This window comes from Zhouia spongiae, from assembly GCF_022760175.1.
Taxonomy (GTDB): domain Bacteria; phylum Bacteroidota; class Bacteroidia; order Flavobacteriales; family Flavobacteriaceae; genus Zhouia; species Zhouia spongiae.
Genome location: NZ_CP094326.1, coordinates 356,335 through 376,524, shown reverse-complemented (window position 1 = coordinate 376,524; position 20,190 = coordinate 356,335). Strand labels below are relative to the sequence as shown.

Sequence of the window (20,190 nt, the reverse complement as noted above, 5' to 3'; positions counted from 1 at the left end):
AGCTAAAATTATACGGGGCAAGTCATGCGGAATACCCTTAAAAATCCAACATGATTCACCCCGAAGCAGTTAAGGATAACGGTTATATGAACATAAATGAGGCAATGATCATCCATATCCCAACAGCTATTCCCAGTAAGCCTAACTTTCCTTGTTTAGGTGCAATCCTGGCTCTTATTTTTTCTGCCTTTTCTTTTGCTCCGGCATTTTTTGATAACAGCAGCTTGTTTATCATTCCGTACCCTAGCATAAAACCTAAGCCCGCTTCAACGATACTCCCGGCTAAAAAAGTGATCCACCATATCGGAGCTGTAGTTAACCACCCCAGGTTTAAAATAGCTGAAATAATACCCCAAATTCCCCAGATACAGAATACAAGGCCGATCCATCCCTGGTAGGGTTCTATTTTTTCAAGCAGCTCTTTGGCATTAGGTTTTTTAGCTAAAATTAATGATGGTACCGCTACTATACTTAAGAATACTAATGAAATTCCGTAAATCATGTTTAATTAAAATTTAAATGGTTTATATTTATTTTACTTGTTTATGAGTTAAAAAATGCGGAAGCGGACAAGAACAGTACAAAAAGTATTACGGCCAACAAGCCTGTAAACATCCACCAGGGTGTCTTGCTTGCCTGTTTAACTTTTTTAGCTTTTTTCTGCAAATCAGGCGGTATTTGATTTTTATTTACTAGCTGTTTGCAGTGCCCACAGATACTGTATGCTTTTTTGTGTAATGGAATAAACGGGATCCAGAAAATATGAGCATACAATCTGTTCACCTGAATAAATAAGCATTCTGAGGTGTCGCAATAATTGCAACTATGATTGCTTACCGGCTCTATATTTATTTTGGCTTCCCGCCATCCAAAAACGATCATAATTTTGTTTCTTTATAATGATGGTACAAAGATGCGTTTGAAGTTACCTTTAAAACAGACTGAAACCAGCGAAAGTGAATACCCTGTTTTCAGGGGGGGCGGAGCCAGCCCTGCGATATTTCTTTTAAGAACATTTCACAGGAACAGGCGATTGCCTCAGATACAGGCTGGAGTATAAAGCCCCGATTGTCGGATAAAAAACTATTCTACTAGGCCTAGTTTTATAGCATATTTGGTTAGACCTGCCAGGTTTTTTACATTAAGTTTGGATATCAGGTTCTTTCTGTAGCTCTCTATGGTATGCTTACTTAAAAAGAGTTTGTCGGCTATTTCTTGTGTGGTATGTTCTTCAGCAATGAGCCTGAGCACATCTTTTTCTCTTTTGGTAAGTATCACCATAGTATCTTTCCCTTTATTGAAAACATTATCCATATAGGCTTGTTTTACAGATTGAGAAAAGTATTTTTCTCCACTAAGAATTGTTTTAACGGCTTGTAATAACTCGGATTGTGTTGCATTTTTAGATACGTACCCGTCAACATCACTTTTAATTAATGTATCGATCATACCCGTATCGGTATGCATGCTGACAATTAAGGTTTTAATTTCTGCACGTGTCTTTTTTATGTGATCGTTTAGTGTAATGCCATCAATATCCGGCATAGAAATATCACTGATAACGATGTCTATGCACTGGTCGGGGTTTGAGTCTATGTATTTTATGACATTTTTACCACTATTTGCCGTCAGTAACGTATTATAAGCATCTTCGTTATTAAAAATACTTAATAACCCATCTAAAAACATTTTGTGGTCATCTGCCAGAATTATATTATATGCCATATTCATTTAATTTAAAGGAACATCGATATCAATTACAGTTCCTCTGTCGGGAAATGCATTAATAAATATGTTTCCTTTAATGGTTTTTAATCTGTCTTTTAAATTTTGAAGCCCAAGGCCGTATTTTACTTTTTCCTGATCAAAGCCCACCCCGTCATCTTCAAAAAGTAATTTTATGCTATTGTTAAAAACGGAAAGCTGAATGTCGATTTGTGTTGCCTTTGCATGTTTTAAGGCATTGGTCAGTAATTCCTGAACTATTTTATACAATTCTACTTTTAAATGATCTTCAATGTTGTCAATTTCTTCTTTTGGATGTATTTGTACGACGATCTGTTCTTTAGATAAAGTCTTAACGTTATCAATGTATTCGGAAATTATAGTGGTAAATGCAGAGTCTTTAAACTTTCCAGGCATGAGGTTGTGAGATAATTCCCTTACCAGGTTATAAGTGTCATCTACTTGCTCGATGAGGTTTTCTTTTTCAAGTTTTGCTTCATTTGATAGTTGTAGTTTTATCGTTGCCAAATTTCCCCCAATACTGTCATGAAGCTCTCTTGCAATACGTTTTCTTTCATTATGCTGCCCCTCCAGTGAAGCTTTCACTAATTTTAATTCTTGACTTTTCAGCAAGGCTGTTATCTTTTGCCGGTTGACTTCTTCTGTGGTTTTGGTGAGTTTGCTTTGTGTCTGTAGTTTCTGATAATACATGTATAACAAGCCTAACACAGGGATTAAAACAATGAGAAAACCTATCAGTATATTTATTTTCATTGTTTTTTGCCGTTCAATTTCCTGCTTTTGCTCCAATGTTCTGTACTGTACTTCTAATTCGTTTACTTGTTGTTTGTTTTGAATTTCAAGAACTTGGTTGTTGATCCGGTTCAATCGGGTCATTAATGCATGAGCGTTTTTATAGTCGCCCGTTTTTGCATGGGCGTTCTGTAATCCTAGAACAGCCCTCCTTTCTATATCCAGATTTCCCCATTGAACAGAGTTTATATATACCGTAGATAGTATTGTTTTTGCATTCTCATAATCTTTTTGCTGCAAGTAAATATTTCCTAATACATTACCGGCCTTGGCATACAAGGAAAAAAAACTGTTAGATAACGATGCGTTGAAAACATGGTAGCAAAGATCTAAGGCTTCATTAATTTTATCTTCTTTCTGTAATATTCTCCCAAACCAAAGATCGGTCGCTAACGCTTCTTTCGTATAGCCTTCGGACACGTAGAACAATTTAGCTTTATTGAAATGCTCCTTTGCTTTTTCCGGTTCACCTTCCATAAAAAAGATAAACCCGAGTTCTGAGAGCGCATCGTGTTTCAACTTCTCATTCGGAGCATCTTCAATACATGCTTCAATGATTGCCTTTCCCTCCTCTTGTCCTCTGATATATTTTACGACACCTAATCCTATTCTGTTCTTGATATAGAACTCGTCATCAGGGTTCTTTTTGGAATGTTCTATTCCCTTCAAAAACCATTTTAAAGCTTCGTCAAATAACCCTTTTTCAAGTTTACCCTCCGCAATAGTACCAGACAGATCAGACAAATACTTTTTCTTATGAAGGAATTTTTCATTAGCGGTTTCGCTATATAATCGGTGACCATAATAAATAATAGAGTCGATATTCCCTTTTTGTTCATGAAATTTAATAAGGTCATATGTAGCTTTATATCTGGCTTTAAAATTCTTTGCTGTGTCTATTTTTTCAAAAAGAGAATCATTAGGAACTGTAGGGTTTACTCCAAAGGCTTTAAAGTGTTGCATTTTTGTTTGTGATAATACATTAAAGGCAAGCAGTAAAAAGACTGTAGTTGTAATTTTTTTTGTAAAAAACAGTTCTTTTTTATTTTCCCGTAGGCAATTCAATACAGCCTTTGGCTGCAATCTTTTCTCTAAAAAAGTTATGTGTAATAAGATCAAAGAAGTGTTCATTAATTGATTTAATTGTCATTGATATCCAGATGAAGGAATCCATGGTTTTTGCCCTTAAAAATAGAATCGTTTGGTCTGTTCATGGCAAATGCGTTTGGATTCTTATCTAATAAGAATCTGTGTAAGTGCAACACTTTTTGTCAAACATATAATAATCTGTAATCTTTATCTGATGAGGCAAATTTACTCTAAAATTGTGGGAAAAATAATGATTTTTGTGGATATTGCCATAATGATTAAGAGTACTGTAGGAAGATTTAGATTTTTGTCATTGTTAGTGTGTTGTTTTCGATTGTGGATGCTTATTAATCCTGTCTAAAAAATGAACAACCCACTGCCTACTGCCCACTGCCTACTGCCTACTGCTAAAGTAATAGTCGCAAAATATAATTCAGGGTTATAGTACTAATCCCATATATCAGGACGAACAATACCCATGGCTCTCAGGTATGATAAGAACTGTCCTGCATGAACAGATTCGTGGTAGCCGATACGTAATAAATAATCGCCCAGCTTTCTTTTTTTTCCATTGCCCGGATGAGTGATTTCCTGGTTTTTCAATGCAGAAGAAGAAAAAGTGGTTACAGTATTAAGGAATTCTTCTCTGTAAGGCCTGGCAAATTCAAGTTCGTTTTCCATGTTTGTAAATTTTCTGCCATCCCAGGGAGACCGGTAATCAGCCATATCTTGTCCACTAATGATCATATTCCACCCATGATCTGCTCCCAAAACGTGCTGAATGATTTCAGCGGAAGACATGGCACTATCATCAGGTTTCCAGTCGTAATATTCTTTCGGAAGTCCGCTCCATAATTTAATACTGCGTCTTCTTATTTCTTCAAAGTTGATAAGAATAAGTTCTTTGTTCATGGGTGTCAGTGTTTTTTTATTCGGTAGTAGGATAGGTAAACAAGGTTTCGTATGATAGGGATCATATGATATTGGTTTTAAAACCGTCGATGCTTTCAGTGTTTTTATTTTCCCAGTATGCTTCGATGCCCTCTTTTCCTTTCTCATCTGCCCACTCCAAAAGTGTATTTCTCTCTTCTTTAAAGTCCATTAAAGGCACTCCGAATCCACATGAAGTCTGTACCAGGTCTATATGCATTTCAACGATCTGTCTTGAACCGGTATGAGGGGGGAACAAGTTGATATATGTGTGAAACTCCTTATCTCTTTTATGGTGTGCTATGGCGTTTCCATACAAACGTAAGATCAGCGGAGCTCCTTCAAAGGCACAGAACATGATGGTCATTCTGCTATTTTTGATCAGGTGAGCAGCTGTTTCATTACCACTTCCGGTAAGGTTCAACCAGACAATTTTATTTTTGTTAATGACCCTGAATGAATCGATCCCCTTGGGAGAAATATTCACACGACCTTCATCGGCAGCGGTGCCGACAAAGAATATTTTTTGCTTTTCTATGAATTCTTTTAGTCTGGGTTTGATACTGTCTAATTTTCGTCCCATTTTAGTACTTATTACTTAAAAATCTGTTTTTTACCCGATTATAGGGTTGTAAAATACTCACGTACCTGCGTGTCCCTGTCTGAATAACCTTTTTCGGACTGTCTCCAGGGTTGCCTGCCGTCATAAAGATAGAAAATAGTTATTCTTTAGCAATGTTCTTGGCCATGATAACCATTTCGCGATATTGACCTTTCATAGACTCAGAGTCAAACGTAAAATGACCGATAATCTTAAAGCCCGTTTTTTCATAGAAAGAAACAGCTGCTTTTTGTGTGCTCATTGTTTCAAGCCAGAGTGTAGTCTCTTTATCGTGAGAGAATTCTTTTTCTGCCCATTGTATGAGCTTTTTACCAATACCTTTACCCTGAACGGAAGGAGCTAAATAAATGCGTTGTAACTTAATACAGTCGGGGCTGCTTATTCCAGGAGGTCTTTCGTTTATCAGGATTCTTAGAATTCCAACAGGCATACCCATGTAAAAAATAAAATAATATTTAGATAACGGGTCGCTTACTTCCTTTTCAAAATTTATTTTGGAATATAAGCTGTCTACATACGCAACTCCTCCATCGTGCCATAAGTGTTTGTATACAGGAGGGTAGATTTGCTTCATAAGTATGAACAATTGCCCGTGATCTTTTGGTTGAAGTGGCGAGAGCATTAAATCGGAGGTAATTCTTTCCATGACCTCTTAGTTGCTTACAAGCTTTAATCCTATGATGGAGATAATAAGTGTTGCTATAAAAAACAATCTCCAGAAAGTAGCAGGCTCTTTGAATACAAATATCCCTATAAGAACAGTACCTACAGCACCTATTCCTGTCCATACAGCATAGGCAGTTCCTATAGGTAATTCTTTGGTGACTTTCACTAGCAGATACATGCTGATAGTCAGACAGATTAAAAAACCTGCATACCAGTAATTCGCATCGGACCCAGAAGTTTCTTTGGCTTTCCCGAGGCAGGCAGCAAAGGCCACTTCAAACAATCCTGCAATAATAAGTAAAGTCCAATTCATAAATGCCTATGAAATTTAGAAGGTTAAAGATATTCAGTTGTTATACAAAAACAAGTGTTCCAACCGTTTAAAATATTGTTAAAGGTTGAATGCTTTCTTTCAGGGCGGGTAGAATCCTTGTGTTATGATGCGTGTTTTTTGGTTTATAATCGATCATTAAGAATCCAGCGAAGAGCAGCTTCTTCGGTGGTAAATGTTTTTAAGGTATAATGTTTGGGAGTATGTTCGATGATAAAAGGGAGTACGGTATTCCGAGGGCTGTTTACAAGAACGGCAAATTTTTTATCACCAAAGATTTCTTTTCGCGAATCGAAGTATTCAATTATTTTTTTGTGGTCGCTGGGATCTACCTGCAGATCAGCATCTCTGTAGTCTATAAAAAAGCCTATGGTTCTTTTAGGGATCAGGTCATTATCAATGGCATCATTCCAGGAATCAAAAATATCCTGTAATGTAAAATTTCCATAATGTGATCGACTTAAAATCCGAGTGTCGGAATCGTAATGATAGCTGTACTTTTCGCTCATGATTGCTTACAAGATTATCTGTCCTACAAGAGGGGAATATAATGTTATGTATGGAGATTAAAGATATTGGCAGTGAATATTGCAAATATTGTGAATCTTCTTGCTTTTATGGACGATTGATAACGGGACAGCGTTTTTCAGGACGACCGATTGGTGAAAATCTGTAGTGCTATAAAATAACATGATGTAAGGTTTGTTTGGTTAATTATGAAATAAAATTAAGCTTCCCTTTTTAAAAAAACAAGTTTAATGTGAAGAGGGTTGGCGATGGTTGGTTTTTATGCCTTTTGAGGCCAGGAAGTCAGGAGTGATGATTTTTTAGAGGTACTCAATGCTTTAATGAGGTGCATATTCTCTAAACATATTTGCTGTATAGTCAAGGAGGTTTTTATCACCGCTTTTTCCATGTCCGGGAACAACATGATCAATATGCTGGATGCTGTTCTTAAGGTTTGTAATGGTGCTTGTCCACTCTTTAATATTAGCGTCATCCAAATTACCTTTTCCTGAATTTAATGCTTTTATCAGACAACCGCCAAAGAGTGTTTTTTCCGAAGGTATATATCCTACAATGTTGTCTTTTGTATGGCCTTCTCCAAAAAAGTGGCACAAGACCGCTTCTTTCCCTATTTGAAATTGTATTGTATCCTTAAAACCAACTTTGGGAACAGCAAGCGACTTGTTTTTTAAGAGGCTGACAGTGGTTTGATTGGCATATGATGTGATATTTTTCTTGTGAAAAGCTTCAAGACCTCCAAGGCAGTCTTCATGAAAGTGCGTAGGTACAACAGCTTTAATTTTTGCTTTTAACTTTTCTTCAATAATAAAGATCAATTCATCTGAAATGGCATTATTGATCGGTGTATCAAAGACAATGGCTTCTCCCCGATCGATAAAAACCAGTCCGTTACAGGGCACTATACCATAGTTGTCAGTCTCCAGAAAAGAGGTGTGGATGAAAGTCTTAGGAGTTAATTGTATTATTTCTAAGGTTTCAGACTGATAGGAGTGTTTATTGCTCTTGCAACCATAGCAAAGCAGTGTGATTAAAATAATGAACGGTAAATTTTTCATTGATTTTTAAAATACTACTACTTCTTTTCGTAAGTGATGCGATTCCCTTCTTTTAATCCCCATTTATCAACTAAACCTGCATTTACTTCCAGTACAAATTGAGCCCCGGCATTAGAAGGCAGGGAGCTCTCATCCTTAGGTTTGGCATTTTTAGCAAAACTTACGATTTCCAGGTTCTTGTTAAGGTAGATAATATCCAGGGGAATAAGTGTGTTTTTCATGTAGAAAAAACGGGGCTCTTCATTATCAAATATAAAAAGCATGGCTTGTTTTTCCTCCATGTTAGTGCGGTACATGAGCCCGGTCTGTCTTTCATATTCATTATCAGCTATTTCAATATCAATATGATCAACCAGTAAAGAGTCTCCATTGTGAATTTGCAATGTGCTTTCTTTGGTAAAAGTAACCTCTTCAGAAGTTATCTTTTTTTCTTTGCTCTTTTTACACTGATGAAACAATCCGGAGAGCAGAAAGGTTGTTGATAGCAGGTATAGCGTTCTTTTTAATCTCATTTATACTATTTTTTTATTGGCCCGCATCATCATAAAGATCCCCAATGCAATAAAAGGAATACTGAGCCATTGCCCTGTAGATAGGGTATTCCCTAAAGCTGACTCAAAACCTCCCTGGCTTTCTTTTACAAACTCTACAAAGAAGCGGACTGTCCATAACAATACTAAAAAGGTGCCGAAGAGGTATCCGGGCTTATCTTTTTTATCTGTTTTCCAGTAGAGGTAGTATAAAACGGCAAAAACAAAAACATACCCAAACGATTCATAAAGTTGAGCCGGGTGTCTAGGGAAGTCTTCACCTAGTTTTTGAAAGATTACTCCAAAGTCAGAATTGGTGGGTTTACCGACGATCTCCGAGTTAAAAAAGTTTCCCAGGCGGACAAAAATAGCTCCGCCTGCTACAGGTATCACAACACGGTCCAGGATCCACATAATAGATTTATACCGGTATTTCCTGCGGTAAAGGAACATCCCTATGATAATCCCTATGGCAGCACCATGGCTGGCAAGCCCCCTGAATCCGGTAAATTCATATCCTTCTATAAGGCCGAATATGCTTTTGTCTTCAGCTTCGCGTATTGGAAGTAAAATCTCAACTAAATGATCTTTATAATAATCCCAGCTGTAGAAAAACACTTCTCCTAATCTGGCACCTAATAACGTAGCAACTACTACATAAATGAATAGTGTATCTAAATATTCTAACGGAACATTTTCATTATTGTATATTTTCTTCATGACATAATACCCTAATGAAAAAGCGATGACGAACATTAAACTGTAATAGTGGATTGCTATAGGGCCAATCTGGAACAAAACATCATCGGCGTTCCAGGTAAAACTAAGAAAATGCATAGAGGTCAAATTTCAATTTATGTAGTAAATATAGGTAATTTGAATTGAAAATCGATTCGATTTTACATAAGGGGTTTGTTTGTGTTCAGTGTCTTTTGTTATCTTTTTCAGGAACAGGGTCATAACCGCTCCCTCCCCACGGATTACAACTGGCAATACGTTTTATAGCCAGCCACCCTCCTTTAAAAAGGCCGTGCTTTTTCAGCGCTTCAAGCGTATATTGAGAACAAGTCGGGGAATATCGACAGGCGGCAGGTGTCAGCGGTGAAATAACCACCTGATAAAACCTGACTAAAAAGATAAATGGAGCTATTAATATCTTTTTTAACATGTGTTGGGATTGCCTCATCTGATGAAGGCGTGTTAAGTTTTAAACTTTACGGTCTGGTTTATCCGACCGTAAAGGTAGTTCCGTCTTTTCCGTCTTTAAGCCGGACACCCATGGCAGCCAGTTCATCGCGGATTTTATCTGAAGTGGCAAAATCTTTGTTCGCTCTCGCTTCGGCTCTTAAATTAATAAGTAATTCGACCACTCCCGAAAGTTTATCGGCATGATCATTCCCTTCAGCAATCGCCGTATCAACAAGTCCCAGTACATCAAAGGTGAAGGCATGGATCTTTTCTTTAAAGAGTTCAAGGTTTTCAGAGGAAATCTGTTCTTTTCCTTCTTTTATAAGGTTTATATGTTTTGCCGCTTCAAAGAGGTTTGCAATAAGGATAGGTGTGTTAAAATCGTCGTTCATGGCCTCGTAGCAAGAACCGACCCAGTCTTGGATATCAAAATCAGTTTGAGTCCCGACAGGCAATTCGTCTATAAGGTGTATGGCTTCCATAAGTCTGTTAAAGCCTTTTTCAGAAGCTGATAAGGCCTCGTTACTAAAATCTAAAATGCTTCTGTAATGTGCCTGTAATATAAAAAAGCGAACTACAGATGGAGCAAAAGGTTTACTCAGGATATTGTTGTCACCGGTAAATATTTCATGAGGCAAAATATTGTTACCGGTAGATTTAGCCATTTTCTTGCCATTCAATGTAAGCATGTTGGCATGCATCCAGTAATTAACCGGAGACCGCGCCTTTGCTGCCTTGTTTTGGGCAATTTCACATTCATGATGGGGAAATTTCAGATCCATCCCACCCCCGTGTATGTCAAAATGCTCACCGAGGTATTTGGTACTCATGGCAGTACACTCTAAATGCCATCCCGGAAATCCGTCACTCCACGGTGAAGGCCACCGCATGATATGCTGAGGTTCTGCTTTTTTCCATAGAGCAAAGTCTTGCGGATTCTTTTTGTCTGATTGTCCGGCCGTTTCCCTGGTATTGTGGATAAGGTCTTCTATTTTCCTGCCACTAAGCTCGCCGTAATTGTTTGACTCATTGAATTTTAAAACATCAAAATATACAGATCCATTGATTTCGTAGGCAAATCCATTATCAATGATATCCTTAATGATTTCGATCTGTTCAATGATATGTCCGGTGGCTGTCGGTTCAATACTAGGAGGGAGGAAGTTGAACTTGTTGAGGATGTTATGAAAGTCTACAGTGTATCGCTGTACAACTTCCATCGGTTCTAATTGTTCTAACCTGGCCTTTTTGGCAATTCTGTCTTCTCCTTCGTCAGCATCATTTTCCAGATGCCCGGCATCGGTTATATTTCTAACATACCGTACTTTGTATCCCAGGTGTTTGAGATAACGATAAATCATGTCGAAAGACATAAAGGTTCTTACGTTACCTAGATGTACATTGCTATATACCGTCGGACCACAAACATACATCCCAACATAACCGTCGTTAATAGGTCTGAAAGTTTCTTTTCTTCCGGATAAGGAATTGTATATTTTCAATTCGTTAGTTTGGTATAACTGCATTTTGTATAAGTTTACTCGGTTTGTTTATGCCGACTTTTTGAATAATTGACTGATCAGGAAAAACTTCATTTAATAAATGAGACGATAAGAATACGTATTCTTATCGTCTTATCGGATCATATTTTCAAGAAGTGAATTTAAGTATAAAAATTAAAACTCCGTATCTAATTTGATGTAATCTAAAAATTCCCTGCGTACAGAAGGATCCTTGAACTTTCCGCCGAATTCGGCAGTTACAGTACTACTTTCAATATCCCTGATACCTCTTGAGTTGACACAAAGGTGTTTGGCATCTATGACACAAGCAACATCTTTAGTGTTTAATACTTTTTGCAGTTCCTGTACAATCTGCATGGTCATCCTTTCCTGAACCTGAGGCCGTTTGGCAAAATAATCGACAATACGGTTCATTTTCGAAAGACCTACTACTTTGCCATTGGAGATATATCCCACATGGGCTCTGCCGACAATTGGCAACAAGTGATGTTCGCAAGTAGAATATACGGTAATATTCTTTTCTACAAGCATCTCTCCGTACTTGTACTTGTTTTCGAAGGTAGATGCACTTGGTTTTTTTTCAGGATGCAAACCGCCGAAAATCTCTTTTACGAACATTTTGGCAACTCTTCTTGGGGTTCCTCTCAGGCTGTCATCAGTAAGGTCAAGGCCCAGGGTTTCCATTATATTATAAACGTCTTGTTCGATACGTTCTATTTTTTCACTGTCTGATAGGTCGAAAGCATCATTTCTTAACGGCGTTTCGGCTGAAGACATAGCATGTTCATTTCCAAACTCTTCAAACTGTTCTTCTAGTGCTTTATCTATTTTCATTCACTAAAGTTTAATGCCTTGTAGGGCTGTTTTCTTAATTTTCAACCAGTTACTTTTCTAAAGTGCTGGCAAAGATACATATTTATAATCTTAGTAGGTAGTGATTGAGTTTCCTTGCAAATTATTTTAGTAATTAATTAACGCAATTGCCGAAAAAGCCATAAAAATCAATGTTTTCATGGCTTTTAAGAGTGTTGTTTTTTATCTGTTGATGTCCTTTTTACAGGTTGATCGTTGCAGAAACAGTAACATTTGTCAATTTGCTGTCAATTTGGGATGTGGTTGTTAACCCTGTGTCGTATAACTGATGGCTGTAATCTCTTTCTAACTGGCTAAACCCTACATCAATTTTAGCAGCTCCGAAGTTATATCCGATGCCCAGAGAATAGCCGGAAAGATCGCCAATGGTATTTTCGTTGGTATATGGACTTTCCTCAAATTGGTACCCACCTCTCAGGCTTACGCGGTCAATTCTGTATTCTCCACCGATACGGAAGGTAGAAACAGCTTTCAGGTTGTTAGAGATTTTATTGTTCTCGCTTGCAAAATAAGGGTCGCTCCCGGGTTTTAATTTGGCTTTTGACATGTCCTGATAGCTGTAGTCAAAACTAAGTAATCCGTTCTGACCGAATACCATGGCCAGGCTCCCTGTATATTTTGAGGGGATTTGAATATCGTAATCGGGGAATACAAAGATAACCCTCGGGTCAACAACAACATATTCTAAGTTGTTGTCTGTATAAGCATCGGTTTCTATGTACTGTTGCAGTTCGTCGGTAAGATTATACCAGGTAGGGGACTGGTAGCTTAATCCGATTCTTACCGTTTCATTGAGTTTGGCAATACCTCCGATATTAAAAGAAAAGGCATTTCCAAAAGTTCTTAACAGGTTTTCAAAGTAAACACTTTGTATGTTGCTGTTTTCGTTGTATCCGTCTTCATATAACCAACTGAAGCGTTCCCTGTCAATATTGTAAAAATTCAGGTTTGCCCCCAGGTAGATGTTATCATTAAACATAGTGGCTAGGTTGGCAGTAAACTTACTGTCGGAACTTCTTTTGCTATAGAAGTGTTCCTGATTTATAGATGAATATGTAACATTACTTCCGTACGAGGTGTTATCGGGATTGTCCTCATCAAGGCTGTTAACAATATAGCTTTCATAACCTAAAAACCCTTGAAGAGCCGGATAGCCCAGGTTAGGGTCTGATCCTATTTCATAATAGGCATCAGGAATAGTTTCGCCGGGAAGTGCGCTTATTTCATTCAGGTAGAAGCCGTTGGCGTTATTTACAAAATATTGATCAATAGATCGATTGCTGATACCACTTGAAAAGAATTCGTTGTCACCGTTATTCAGGTATTCGTAGTTAAAAGCAAGGGATACTTTGTTCCAGTTATTATTCTTTTGTGTACTGTTAAGCACCATTACGCCCCCGATCTGATTCAGTCTGAAATCGTTTTCATTACTTTTATTATAGTTGTTAAAATAACGACTGAGGTTTTTGTTGTTGTAATTCGTGCCGGAAAAGGTGATAGCCCCGTTATTGAAAACGGCCGAACCTGCCGGATTGATATTGATGCTAGACAAATCACCACCCAAAGCACCGAATGCACCGCTCATACCCTGATAGCGGGCCGATCCGTTTATGGACGTAGCTCCGTAATCGGCCACATCGTTTATGTTTTGGGCAAGCCCTGCCCATGCGGAACAAAATACCGCAACTATTGTTGTTATCTTTCTCATCTGTTTGTTTTTATGATTTTTTAAATGGGTCAGACGTAAATTCCGTTAATAATTTTATCAAATGGTATAGAATTTATAATCAGCCCCATGTCACAATGAAATGATCGGATTATATAGGTTTGATTACTAGCGCCCTCCGCCACGGCGACCACCGCCACCACTTCTTGTGCTCCCGCTACTTCTGGAGCTGCCGCTGCTGCTTCTTACACTGCCGCTGCTTCTCGAAGAAGAAGAACTGCTTCGTGAGTAGCTGCTGTTGTTCGAACGCCTGGATGAAGAAGGAGTAGTAGAGTATGTGCGCCCGGATGATGATCTGTTAGAATAATTTCCGGATGATCTTCGGTTTGTATTTGCACTGTTTCTATAAACTCTCGATCTGTTGCTCGGTACATATCCGTCTGAAGAGCTGCTTCTTCTGTCAACACCAACCCGGGAGGAGTTTCGGTAACCCCTGGTACTTATTGCAGAGCGATCCACACTTCTTCTATTGATCGTGCTTCTGTCTGCACTCCTTCTGTTGGCAGAGGAGTATTCTCTTGAAGTAGCACTTCTTCTTATGTTTCTCGAGTTTATATCTGAAGCACTTCTCCTGATATTTCTTGAATTTATATTTGTAGCTCTGTTTCTTCGTGTATCTGCTAGGGCTCTTCGTGTGCCGCTATGGGCATAGGTTCGTCCATTGTAATAAGGATAACGGCCATTGTAATAATGATGATATGGATAATATCGGGTGTACGGGTAATAATGATGACCCCATCCCCATGACCAGCTTCCGTACCAGCCGCCATAATAAGGCTCCCAGTAGCCACCCCACGGATAGTACCAGTCCCAGTAATAGTTATTCCATCCATATCCCCAGTTAGGATATCCCCATCCCCAGTTATTAGAGTATACGTTTATAACGATGTCGTCGGGATCGTCTCCCCAACCAGCTTGTGCATACTTATATGTTAGGTTGTTGTCTGAATAATCTAAAGAGTCGTCAGGGTCAGCACTGGTATATCCGTTAATATCAGTGAAGTATTCATTTTCAGCCCTTTGTTCCTGGATGTATTCCAGCTGTTCGCCGGTTTGTTTAAAATAGTTTTCATAATTCGTAATGGCCACATTTTCGTTCTTAGAACTGGTGTTCTCTTCTTTCTCCTGATAACGGGAAGAAGAACCGTAAATGCCGTCATTGTTATAGTATGAGGCTTCTTGATACGAACCGCATGAATATAGCAACAACGCAGCCATGACAAGCCCAAGGTGTAAGCTCAGTTTTTTTAGTGTGATCTGCGTTCTCATCATTGCAAATTTTTATTGTTGAACATAACAAAAATAGTTAGTTTTGCCAAACTATTCTTTTATTAATCTAAGTCGCAAGATTTGTGCCAAACTTCCATATATGAGTAAAAAGTTAACGAAACGTAGTGAAGATTATTCAAAATGGTATAACGAACTAGTAGTCAGGGCTGATTTAGCTGAGAATTCAGGAGTTAGGGGCTGCATGGTGATCAAGCCATATGGTTATGCTATCTGGGAAAAAATGCAGGCTGAGCTCGATAGAATGTTCAAGGAAACCGGGCATGAAAATGCATATTTTCCGCTGTTTGTTCCTAAAAGCCTTTTTGAAGCTGAAGAAAAAAATGCAGAGGGGTTTGCCAAAGAATGTGCGATTGTTACTCATTATAGATTAAAGAATGATCCGGATAAAGAAGGGAAGTTAATGGTAGATCCCGAAGCAAAGCTTGAAGAAGAGCTTATTGTGAGGCCTACCAGTGAAGCAATTATCTGGAATACCTATAAAAACTGGATACAGTCATACAGAGATCTTCCTATAAAGATCAATCAATGGGCAAATGTGGTTCGATGGGAAATGCGTACTCGTTTGTTTTTGCGTACTGCGGAGTTTTTATGGCAAGAAGGACACACGGCACATGCTACTAAAGACGAAGCAGTTGAAGAGGCAGAGCAAATGATGGATGTGTATGCCGAGTTTGCAGAAAGATTTATGGCGGTACCCGTTATAAAAGGATTGAAGACTGAAAGTGAACGTTTTGCCGGAGCTGTGGAAACTTATTGTATAGAGGCTTTGATGCAAGACGGGAAAGCATTGCAGGCAGGAACTTCACATTTCTTAGGACAAAATTTCGCTAAGGCGTTTGATGTTAAATATGCCGGTAAAGATGGTAAGCAAGATTATGTTTGGGCTACTTCTTGGGGGGTATCGACACGATTGATGGGAGCCCTGATTATGACCCATAGTGATGATAATGGTTTGGTGTTGCCTCCAAAACTTGCCCCGATCCAGGTGGTGATCGTGCCTATATATAAAGGAGATGATCAGCTAGATGCGATTTCTGAGAAGGTGCAGCCACTTATCAAAGAACTAAGAACCAGGGGAATTTCAGTTAAGTTTGATGATCGTGATACTCACAAACCGGGATGGAAGTTTAATGAGTACGAGCTGAAAGGAGTGCCTGTCAGATTGGCTGTCGGTAAGCGGGATATCGAGAACAATACTTTTGAGGTGGCCCGTAGAGATACACTCGAAAAGGAGGTAGTGCCTGCTGATGAGGTGGTGGCTAAAATAGAAGGATTGCTGGAAGATATTCAGGACACTATATTCAATAAAGCACTTGATTACAGAAAAGACCATATAACCGAAGTAAATACCTTCGATGAATTTAAAGAGATTATAGATGGTAAGGGAGGATTTGTAGCTGCGCATTGGGATGGCACAGCAGAAACCGAAGAAAAAATAAAAGAGCTTACAAAAGCAACTATTCGCTGCATCCCTATAGATTTTGATGAAGAGCCCGGAACCTGTGTGTATAGCGGGAATCCGTCGAAAGGAAGGGCCCTTTTTGCCAAAGCATATTAATTTTTTTTAAAAAAATTATTTTCAGCTATTGCATCGTTTAAAAATAGTTGTATTTTTGCATCCGCAATTGAGAAAATAATGGCCCGTTCGTCTAGGGGTTAGGACGCCAGGTTTTCATCCTGGAAACAGGGGTTCGATTCCCCTACGGGCTACAAGTTCACTGAAATAGTTAAATTGATAAATCTGAAGAAAAGGACTGAAGTTCTTTATTTATGATTATCTTTATTAACGATGGCCCGTTCGTCTAGGGGTTAGGACGCCAGGTTTTCATCCTGGAAACAGGGGTTCGATTCCCCTACGGGCTACAGGATTTATTTTTAAAATTTTAGAACGTAGTATACGTGGACAACTTACTACCTCTGTAATAAAAAGTGTAAGAAAATGGCAAATCACAAGTCAGCATTAAAGAGAATTAGAAGAAACGAAGCTGTACGCTTAAGAAACAAATATCAGCACAAAACTGTACGAAACTTAATTAAAAAATTAAGAGGTACAGAAGATAAAAAAGCTGCAGAAGAGTTGTTGCCAGGTGTGATCAGTAAGATAGACAAGTTGGCTAAAAAGAACATTATTCACAAAAATAAAGCTGGTAACTTAAAATCTAGCTTGACTAAGAAAGTGGAAAGTCTGGCGTAATTAAAATAAGGCGCTTAAAAAATACGAAACGCTTCACGTATGTGAGGCGTTTTTTGTTTTCATATTTGTAATTTGGTTTAATCATATCAGATGCGCTTATGTTATGGGGATCATTGTTGGGTCCTTTTTTTGTATATGCTACGCGACTAATTTTTTTGTTGTAAGCCTTGTTTATGATAGAGGTCGGCAAACTGCACTTCTAAATAATTTTGTACCTCGGTATCGGTTTTACCATTTTCGAGCATAGAGAACACTTTAGATATTTGCTTGTTTTTGAAGGTTTTTAGAATCCCTTTGTCGTTAAGGATGTCTTCAAAGCTTAGTACCAATAATCGTTGCATCATCCATTGATGTGCCTTGTATCGTTTTTCTTTTACCCCCAAATCCTTAAGATCCTTTTTAGAAGGGTTTTTGGAACTGTTGACTTTAGCTTGAAGTACAGTGTATTCTTTTTCAACTTTATAATCCAAAACCACGGCCTCACGATATAGTTTTTTCAAGCTTTTAAATGCCAGGTCATTGTAGGTATCTAAAAAACCTTTATGATCGTACAGGTACTTCAAATAATCTAAAGCAGCAAACCGGTAATTTTTATCACTTTTATTTTCAGACTGGATAATAATGTCCTCATAAAAAGCTAATTTCTCTTTAATTCCATTTATCTTGAGAATGCCGTTAAATATAGGTTGGTTGGCAACGGCAAGTACTTCGGGTGTTATGGTTTCGTGTTCACCTTCAAAATAATGATCCCTGTAAGAAAAACTGAATATTTTGGGTTTGCGTTCTATTTTAATTTTAGGGGGTAGATTAAAGGTATAATTATAGCCCAGTGTGGCGGTAAGTTCCTTTAAACCATCGGTGTCTGGCTGAACAGAACTTCTGAACAGTTGTATTACACTTAAGTTGAAATTGTGTTGTTTTAATAGAATATAAGAAGCATTGACCCTTATGTTGGCAATGGATATGTTGCCGGTTTTGTTATTGGTTACGTTATATGATGATGAAAGGCCGGTACTCAGCCTATTTTCAAAAAAACGTTTATTGATCCCTAATGTTGGCCCCCAGGTAGTGGCATTTTCGGTACCGATAGTGTTGTATGTACCGTTTAATGCCGTTGTTATATTTAGTTGTTGTTTGGGTAGGGTGGCTGTATAGGCCAAATTCATATTATGAAAAATAGAAGCGTCGCCAACACGTACTATTCCGTTTTGTTCATTTGCTACATCACTTACATTGTAATTCATATTGATCACTTGCTGCAGTTTTTCTTTTTTAGACAAGATATAACTGATGCCAAGATTTGCATTTTGGGAAAGCTGTTTATAATCTAATGTGTCCAGGTCGTTATCTAAAAGGTTATCGTCGTTAATATGATCGAATTGGTTCACTTTTATATTTGTATAGGTCGTAAAGTTGGAATATGATCCGGTAATGCTTAAACGGTCATTGATAGCAGCTGAAGCATTAACGGCTCCGACCATTCTATTGGTGGCATTGTCTTTTTGATTGTTGAGGTCGTCTCGTTGATATCCGATATTAAAAGCGAGATTTACTTTATTATTAAACACCACTGTAGCAGCGTTCAGGGTAATATTTTCAAAATCATTATTGAAAAAGTAAGCTCCAAGAGTCTGGTATCCGGGATCAATTCGTTCGTATGCAAGGCCGATACTGGACTGGTCGATACGATAGTTCAAACCGGCTTTTAAAGCTTTGTAATATTCAGTAGATGCCCTGTTGTTGAATAGCAAACCGGCAATATTTTTATTCGGACGCTCAACTTCTTGGGCCCGTAAATCTTGTGTAATGGCAGTAGCTGCATAAGTAGCTGAAATATCCAGACTATTACTGAGTTTATAGGAGCCGCCCATACTGAGTACCAGGTTTTCTTTCGGAATTACCCCTTTGTCTTCCGGAACCACGGCTATGGAGTTGATTTGGTCCTTTGCATAAAATGTAATGAATTCGATACTGTATTTGCGGTCGGTATAAGCGGTTTTAAATCCCATGCCCATACGCTTAAAAGCCGGAATGGTTTGCGGATTGCCGTCATCTTCCGTGGCTTTTAAGAGACGTCCGTACATTGCACTGATCTTGAACTTACCCTTAGGGCTAAGGTCTATGCCACCACCGGTAAATTGATGACCGCTAAGTGTGTAAGGCGAAAAGGTCATGGACACATCTCCAATATGTACTGATATCCATTTATAGGTAGGGTGGAGGCTTAACCTGTTGAAGTTGAACGGCAATTGGTAATTGAATTTTTTACCCTGATTGGTAAAGCTATAACTTATGGGAACAGAGAAACTATATAATTTTAGATTTATGCCTCCTTGTAAAAAATACGTAAAAGGTTCACGGGCATTGTTTTGGTTCGAATTGTAATATACTCCGTTAGTAGAAACATAACCATTGACCTGTATTGGTTTTTCTTTGCCAAATGTTTCGAGATCTATACTTTGGGCACGGGCAAAGAAAACCGTAACAAAAAATAATATGAATAGTAGATTTTGTTTCAAGGCTAAGTGATGTAGCAGAATTGGATTATGCTCTTTTTTTATTTGATGTTACAACGTTGATGCGTGGTTTTATGTTCATTTCGTTTATTGTTGAATTATTACATTGGTCTTTTTTATTATTGTTTATTTCCTTCCTTTTTGTCCCGCTCCGCAAAATCTCCTGACTTTGAGGGATTATTTCATTTTTACCTTTTTATTAGTACTTATCATAATTGTTTATTGATGATGATTTTAAAACATCTATAATTTTATTATCCATAAGTTCGATTTCGACCATACCTTTACTCGATAATCGAGATTTATCCCGATAGCTATCGGGAGCTCCGACGCCTGCCCGACTAAAGTCATTCCCGTCCGTACCGGAACCGGGCGGACAGGCGGGCTTGCCCTTGTGAAATAGTCCTGACGGAATTTCATTGGACTTGCGTCGAAATGTTTTGCCATGCGCCAGCTGGCTCCATCGCTAAAAAGGTCTACCAGACCTTTTCTTTACGCTTGGCCCTCTCGTGGGCTTGCCCCGAGGTAGTTTACTATGTTAAGGAACGCGATACAATCGCGCACCAGCGTGGGGAGACTTTGCGGAGCTAG

At 38.3% G+C, this 20,190-nt stretch carries 20 protein-coding genes and 2 tRNA genes; 4 read left to right on the top strand and 18 right to left on the bottom strand.

All coding sequences use genetic code 11. The features are described 5' to 3' along the window. Nucleotides 1–82 precede the first annotated feature (82 nt). The 17 genes from MQE36_RS01750 to MQE36_RS01670 form a co-directional block, all read right to left on the bottom strand. A complete protein-coding gene (locus MQE36_RS01750; protein ID WP_242937484.1) occupies nucleotides 83–502 on the bottom strand; it encodes a hypothetical protein in 420 nt (139 codons plus the stop codon). Between the two features lie 41 nt (nucleotides 503–543). Then, a complete protein-coding gene (locus tag MQE36_RS01745; RefSeq protein ID WP_242937483.1) occupies nucleotides 544–882 on the bottom strand; it encodes a zinc-ribbon domain-containing protein in 339 nt (112 codons plus the stop codon). A 201-nt stretch (nucleotides 883–1,083) separates the two neighbouring features. Continuing rightward, complete coding sequence (locus MQE36_RS01740) at nucleotides 1,084–1,725, bottom strand: response regulator (protein WP_242937482.1); 642 nt, start codon at nucleotides 1,723–1,725, stop codon at nucleotides 1,084–1,086. 6 nt (nucleotides 1,726–1,731) lie between these two features. After that, nucleotides 1,732–3,501 carry a tetratricopeptide repeat-containing sensor histidine kinase gene (locus MQE36_RS01735; protein WP_242937481.1) on the bottom strand — a complete coding sequence of 590 codons (1,770 nt, stop codon included), beginning with the start codon at nucleotides 3,499–3,501 and terminating at the stop codon, nucleotides 1,732–1,734. Between the two features lie 573 nt (nucleotides 3,502–4,074). Further along, nucleotides 4,075–4,539 carry a DinB family protein gene (locus MQE36_RS01730; protein ID WP_242937480.1) on the bottom strand — a complete coding sequence of 155 codons (465 nt, stop codon included), beginning with the start codon at nucleotides 4,537–4,539 and terminating at the stop codon, nucleotides 4,075–4,077. 61 nt (nucleotides 4,540–4,600) lie between these two features. Then, entirely contained in the window at nucleotides 4,601–5,140 is a 540-nt protein-coding gene (locus MQE36_RS01725; RefSeq protein WP_242937479.1) for a pyridoxamine 5'-phosphate oxidase family protein, read from the bottom strand. Nucleotides 5,141–5,279: 139 nt separating this feature from the next. Next, complete coding sequence (locus tag MQE36_RS01720; RefSeq protein ID WP_242937478.1) at nucleotides 5,280–5,825, bottom strand: GNAT family N-acetyltransferase; 546 nt, start codon at nucleotides 5,823–5,825, stop codon at nucleotides 5,280–5,282. 6 nt (nucleotides 5,826–5,831) lie between these two features. After that, nucleotides 5,832–6,158: a DMT family transporter gene (locus MQE36_RS01715; RefSeq protein WP_242937477.1), complete on the bottom strand. Its 327-nt coding sequence runs from the start codon at nucleotides 6,156–6,158 to the stop codon at nucleotides 5,832–5,834. Nucleotides 6,159–6,301: 143 nt separating this feature from the next. Then, entirely contained in the window at nucleotides 6,302–6,685 is a 384-nt protein-coding gene (locus MQE36_RS01710) for a hypothetical protein (RefSeq protein WP_242937476.1), read from the bottom strand. Nucleotides 6,686–7,021: 336 nt separating this feature from the next. Next, nucleotides 7,022–7,759 (bottom strand): subclass B1 metallo-beta-lactamase, encoded by a 738-nt coding sequence (gene bla / locus MQE36_RS01705; RefSeq protein ID WP_242937475.1) that lies wholly within the window; start codon nucleotides 7,757–7,759, stop codon nucleotides 7,022–7,024. A 17-nt stretch (nucleotides 7,760–7,776) separates the two neighbouring features. Then, nucleotides 7,777–8,271, bottom strand: coding sequence for a DUF192 domain-containing protein (locus MQE36_RS01700; protein WP_242937474.1), 495 nt, complete (start codon nucleotides 8,269–8,271; stop codon nucleotides 7,777–7,779). Beyond that, a complete protein-coding gene (gene lgt, locus MQE36_RS01695) occupies nucleotides 8,272–9,126 on the bottom strand; it encodes a prolipoprotein diacylglyceryl transferase (protein ID WP_242937473.1) in 855 nt (284 codons plus the stop codon). A gap of 85 nt (nucleotides 9,127–9,211) precedes the next feature. Continuing rightward, entirely contained in the window at nucleotides 9,212–9,457 is a 246-nt protein-coding gene (gene yidD / locus MQE36_RS01690) for a membrane protein insertion efficiency factor YidD (protein ID WP_242937472.1), read from the bottom strand. 58 nt (nucleotides 9,458–9,515) lie between these two features. Then, nucleotides 9,516–11,003: a cysteine--tRNA ligase gene (gene cysS / locus MQE36_RS01685; protein ID WP_242937471.1), complete on the bottom strand. Its 1,488-nt coding sequence runs from the start codon at nucleotides 11,001–11,003 to the stop codon at nucleotides 9,516–9,518. A 150-nt stretch (nucleotides 11,004–11,153) separates the two neighbouring features. Further along, complete coding sequence (gene folE, locus MQE36_RS01680) at nucleotides 11,154–11,834, bottom strand: GTP cyclohydrolase I FolE (protein ID WP_242937470.1); 681 nt, start codon at nucleotides 11,832–11,834, stop codon at nucleotides 11,154–11,156. A gap of 220 nt (nucleotides 11,835–12,054) precedes the next feature. Further along, the gene (locus tag MQE36_RS01675) at nucleotides 12,055–13,581 is read right to left on the bottom strand and encodes an OmpP1/FadL family transporter (protein WP_242937469.1); all 1,527 of its coding nucleotides are present in this window, start codon (nucleotides 13,579–13,581) and stop codon (nucleotides 12,055–12,057) included. Between the two features lie 126 nt (nucleotides 13,582–13,707). After that, nucleotides 13,708–14,871, bottom strand: a complete 1,164-nt coding sequence (locus MQE36_RS01670) for a hypothetical protein (RefSeq protein WP_242937468.1) — start codon at nucleotides 14,869–14,871, stop codon at nucleotides 13,708–13,710. A gap of 97 nt (nucleotides 14,872–14,968) precedes the next feature. Here MQE36_RS01670 and proS point away from each other — a divergent pair, with 97 nt between their 5' ends. From proS to rpsT, 4 genes are all read left to right on the top strand, one after another. Beyond that, entirely contained in the window at nucleotides 14,969–16,447 is a 1,479-nt protein-coding gene (gene proS, locus MQE36_RS01665; protein ID WP_242937467.1) for a proline--tRNA ligase, read from the top strand. Nucleotides 16,448–16,527: 80 nt separating this feature from the next. Beyond that, a tRNA-Glu gene (locus MQE36_RS01660) sits at nucleotides 16,528–16,599 on the top strand. Nucleotides 16,600–16,680: 81 nt separating this feature from the next. Further along, nucleotides 16,681–16,752: transfer RNA gene (locus MQE36_RS01655), tRNA-Glu, on the top strand. A gap of 76 nt (nucleotides 16,753–16,828) precedes the next feature. Then, on the top strand, nucleotides 16,829–17,083 hold the full coding sequence (gene rpsT, locus MQE36_RS01650; protein WP_242937466.1) for a 30S ribosomal protein S20: 255 nt from the start codon (nucleotides 16,829–16,831) through the stop codon (nucleotides 17,081–17,083). A gap of 146 nt (nucleotides 17,084–17,229) precedes the next feature. Here the strand turns inward: rpsT and MQE36_RS01645 are convergent, their stop codons facing one another. Continuing rightward, a complete protein-coding gene (locus tag MQE36_RS01645; RefSeq protein ID WP_242937465.1) occupies nucleotides 17,230–19,602 on the bottom strand; it encodes a hypothetical protein in 2,373 nt (790 codons plus the stop codon). Nucleotides 19,603–20,190: the final 588 nt, after the last annotated feature.

Bases quoted from the DNA above. Each gene is read 5' to 3' on its own strand.
- MQE36_RS01725 (WP_242937479.1), bottom strand. From the start codon at position 5,140: ATGGGACGAAAATTAGACAGTATCAAACCCAGACTAAAAGAATTCATA.
- MQE36_RS01750 (WP_242937484.1), bottom strand. From the start codon at position 502: ATGATTTACGGAATTTCATTAGTATTCTTAAGTATAGTAGCGGTACCA.
- lgt (WP_242937473.1), bottom strand. From the start codon at position 9,126: ATGCATTTTCTTAGTTTTACCTGGAACGCCGATGATGTTTTGTTCCAG.
- folE (WP_242937470.1), bottom strand. From the start codon at position 11,834: ATGAAAATAGATAAAGCACTAGAAGAACAGTTTGAAGAGTTTGGAAAT.
- MQE36_RS01730 (WP_242937480.1), bottom strand. From the start codon at position 4,539: ATGAACAAAGAACTTATTCTTATCAACTTTGAAGAAATAAGAAGACGC.
- MQE36_RS01670 (WP_242937468.1), bottom strand. From the start codon at position 14,871: ATGATGAGAACGCAGATCACACTAAAAAAACTGAGCTTACACCTTGGG.
- bla (WP_242937475.1), bottom strand. From the start codon at position 7,759: ATGAAAAATTTACCGTTCATTATTTTAATCACACTGCTTTGCTATGGT.
- MQE36_RS01745 (WP_242937483.1), bottom strand. From the start codon at position 882: ATGATCGTTTTTGGATGGCGGGAAGCCAAAATAAATATAGAGCCGGTA.
- cysS (WP_242937471.1), bottom strand. From the start codon at position 11,003: ATGCAGTTATACCAAACTAACGAATTGAAAATATACAATTCCTTATCC.
- MQE36_RS01710 (WP_242937476.1), bottom strand. From the start codon at position 6,685: ATGAGCGAAAAGTACAGCTATCATTACGATTCCGACACTCGGATTTTA.
- MQE36_RS01740 (WP_242937482.1), bottom strand. From the start codon at position 1,725: ATGGCATATAATATAATTCTGGCAGATGACCACAAAATGTTTTTAGAT.
- yidD (WP_242937472.1), bottom strand. From the start codon at position 9,457: ATGTTAAAAAAGATATTAATAGCTCCATTTATCTTTTTAGTCAGGTTT.
- MQE36_RS01700 (WP_242937474.1), bottom strand. From the start codon at position 8,271: ATGAGATTAAAAAGAACGCTATACCTGCTATCAACAACCTTTCTGCTC.
- MQE36_RS01715 (WP_242937477.1), bottom strand. From the start codon at position 6,158: ATGAATTGGACTTTACTTATTATTGCAGGATTGTTTGAAGTGGCCTTT.
- proS (WP_242937467.1), top strand. From the start codon at position 14,969: ATGAGTAAAAAGTTAACGAAACGTAGTGAAGATTATTCAAAATGGTAT.
- MQE36_RS01675 (WP_242937469.1), bottom strand. From the start codon at position 13,581: ATGAGAAAGATAACAACAATAGTTGCGGTATTTTGTTCCGCATGGGCA.
- MQE36_RS01720 (WP_242937478.1), bottom strand. From the start codon at position 5,825: ATGGAAAGAATTACCTCCGATTTAATGCTCTCGCCACTTCAACCAAAA.
- MQE36_RS01735 (WP_242937481.1), bottom strand. From the start codon at position 3,501: ATGCAACACTTTAAAGCCTTTGGAGTAAACCCTACAGTTCCTAATGAT.
- rpsT (WP_242937466.1), top strand. From the start codon at position 16,829: ATGGCAAATCACAAGTCAGCATTAAAGAGAATTAGAAGAAACGAAGCT.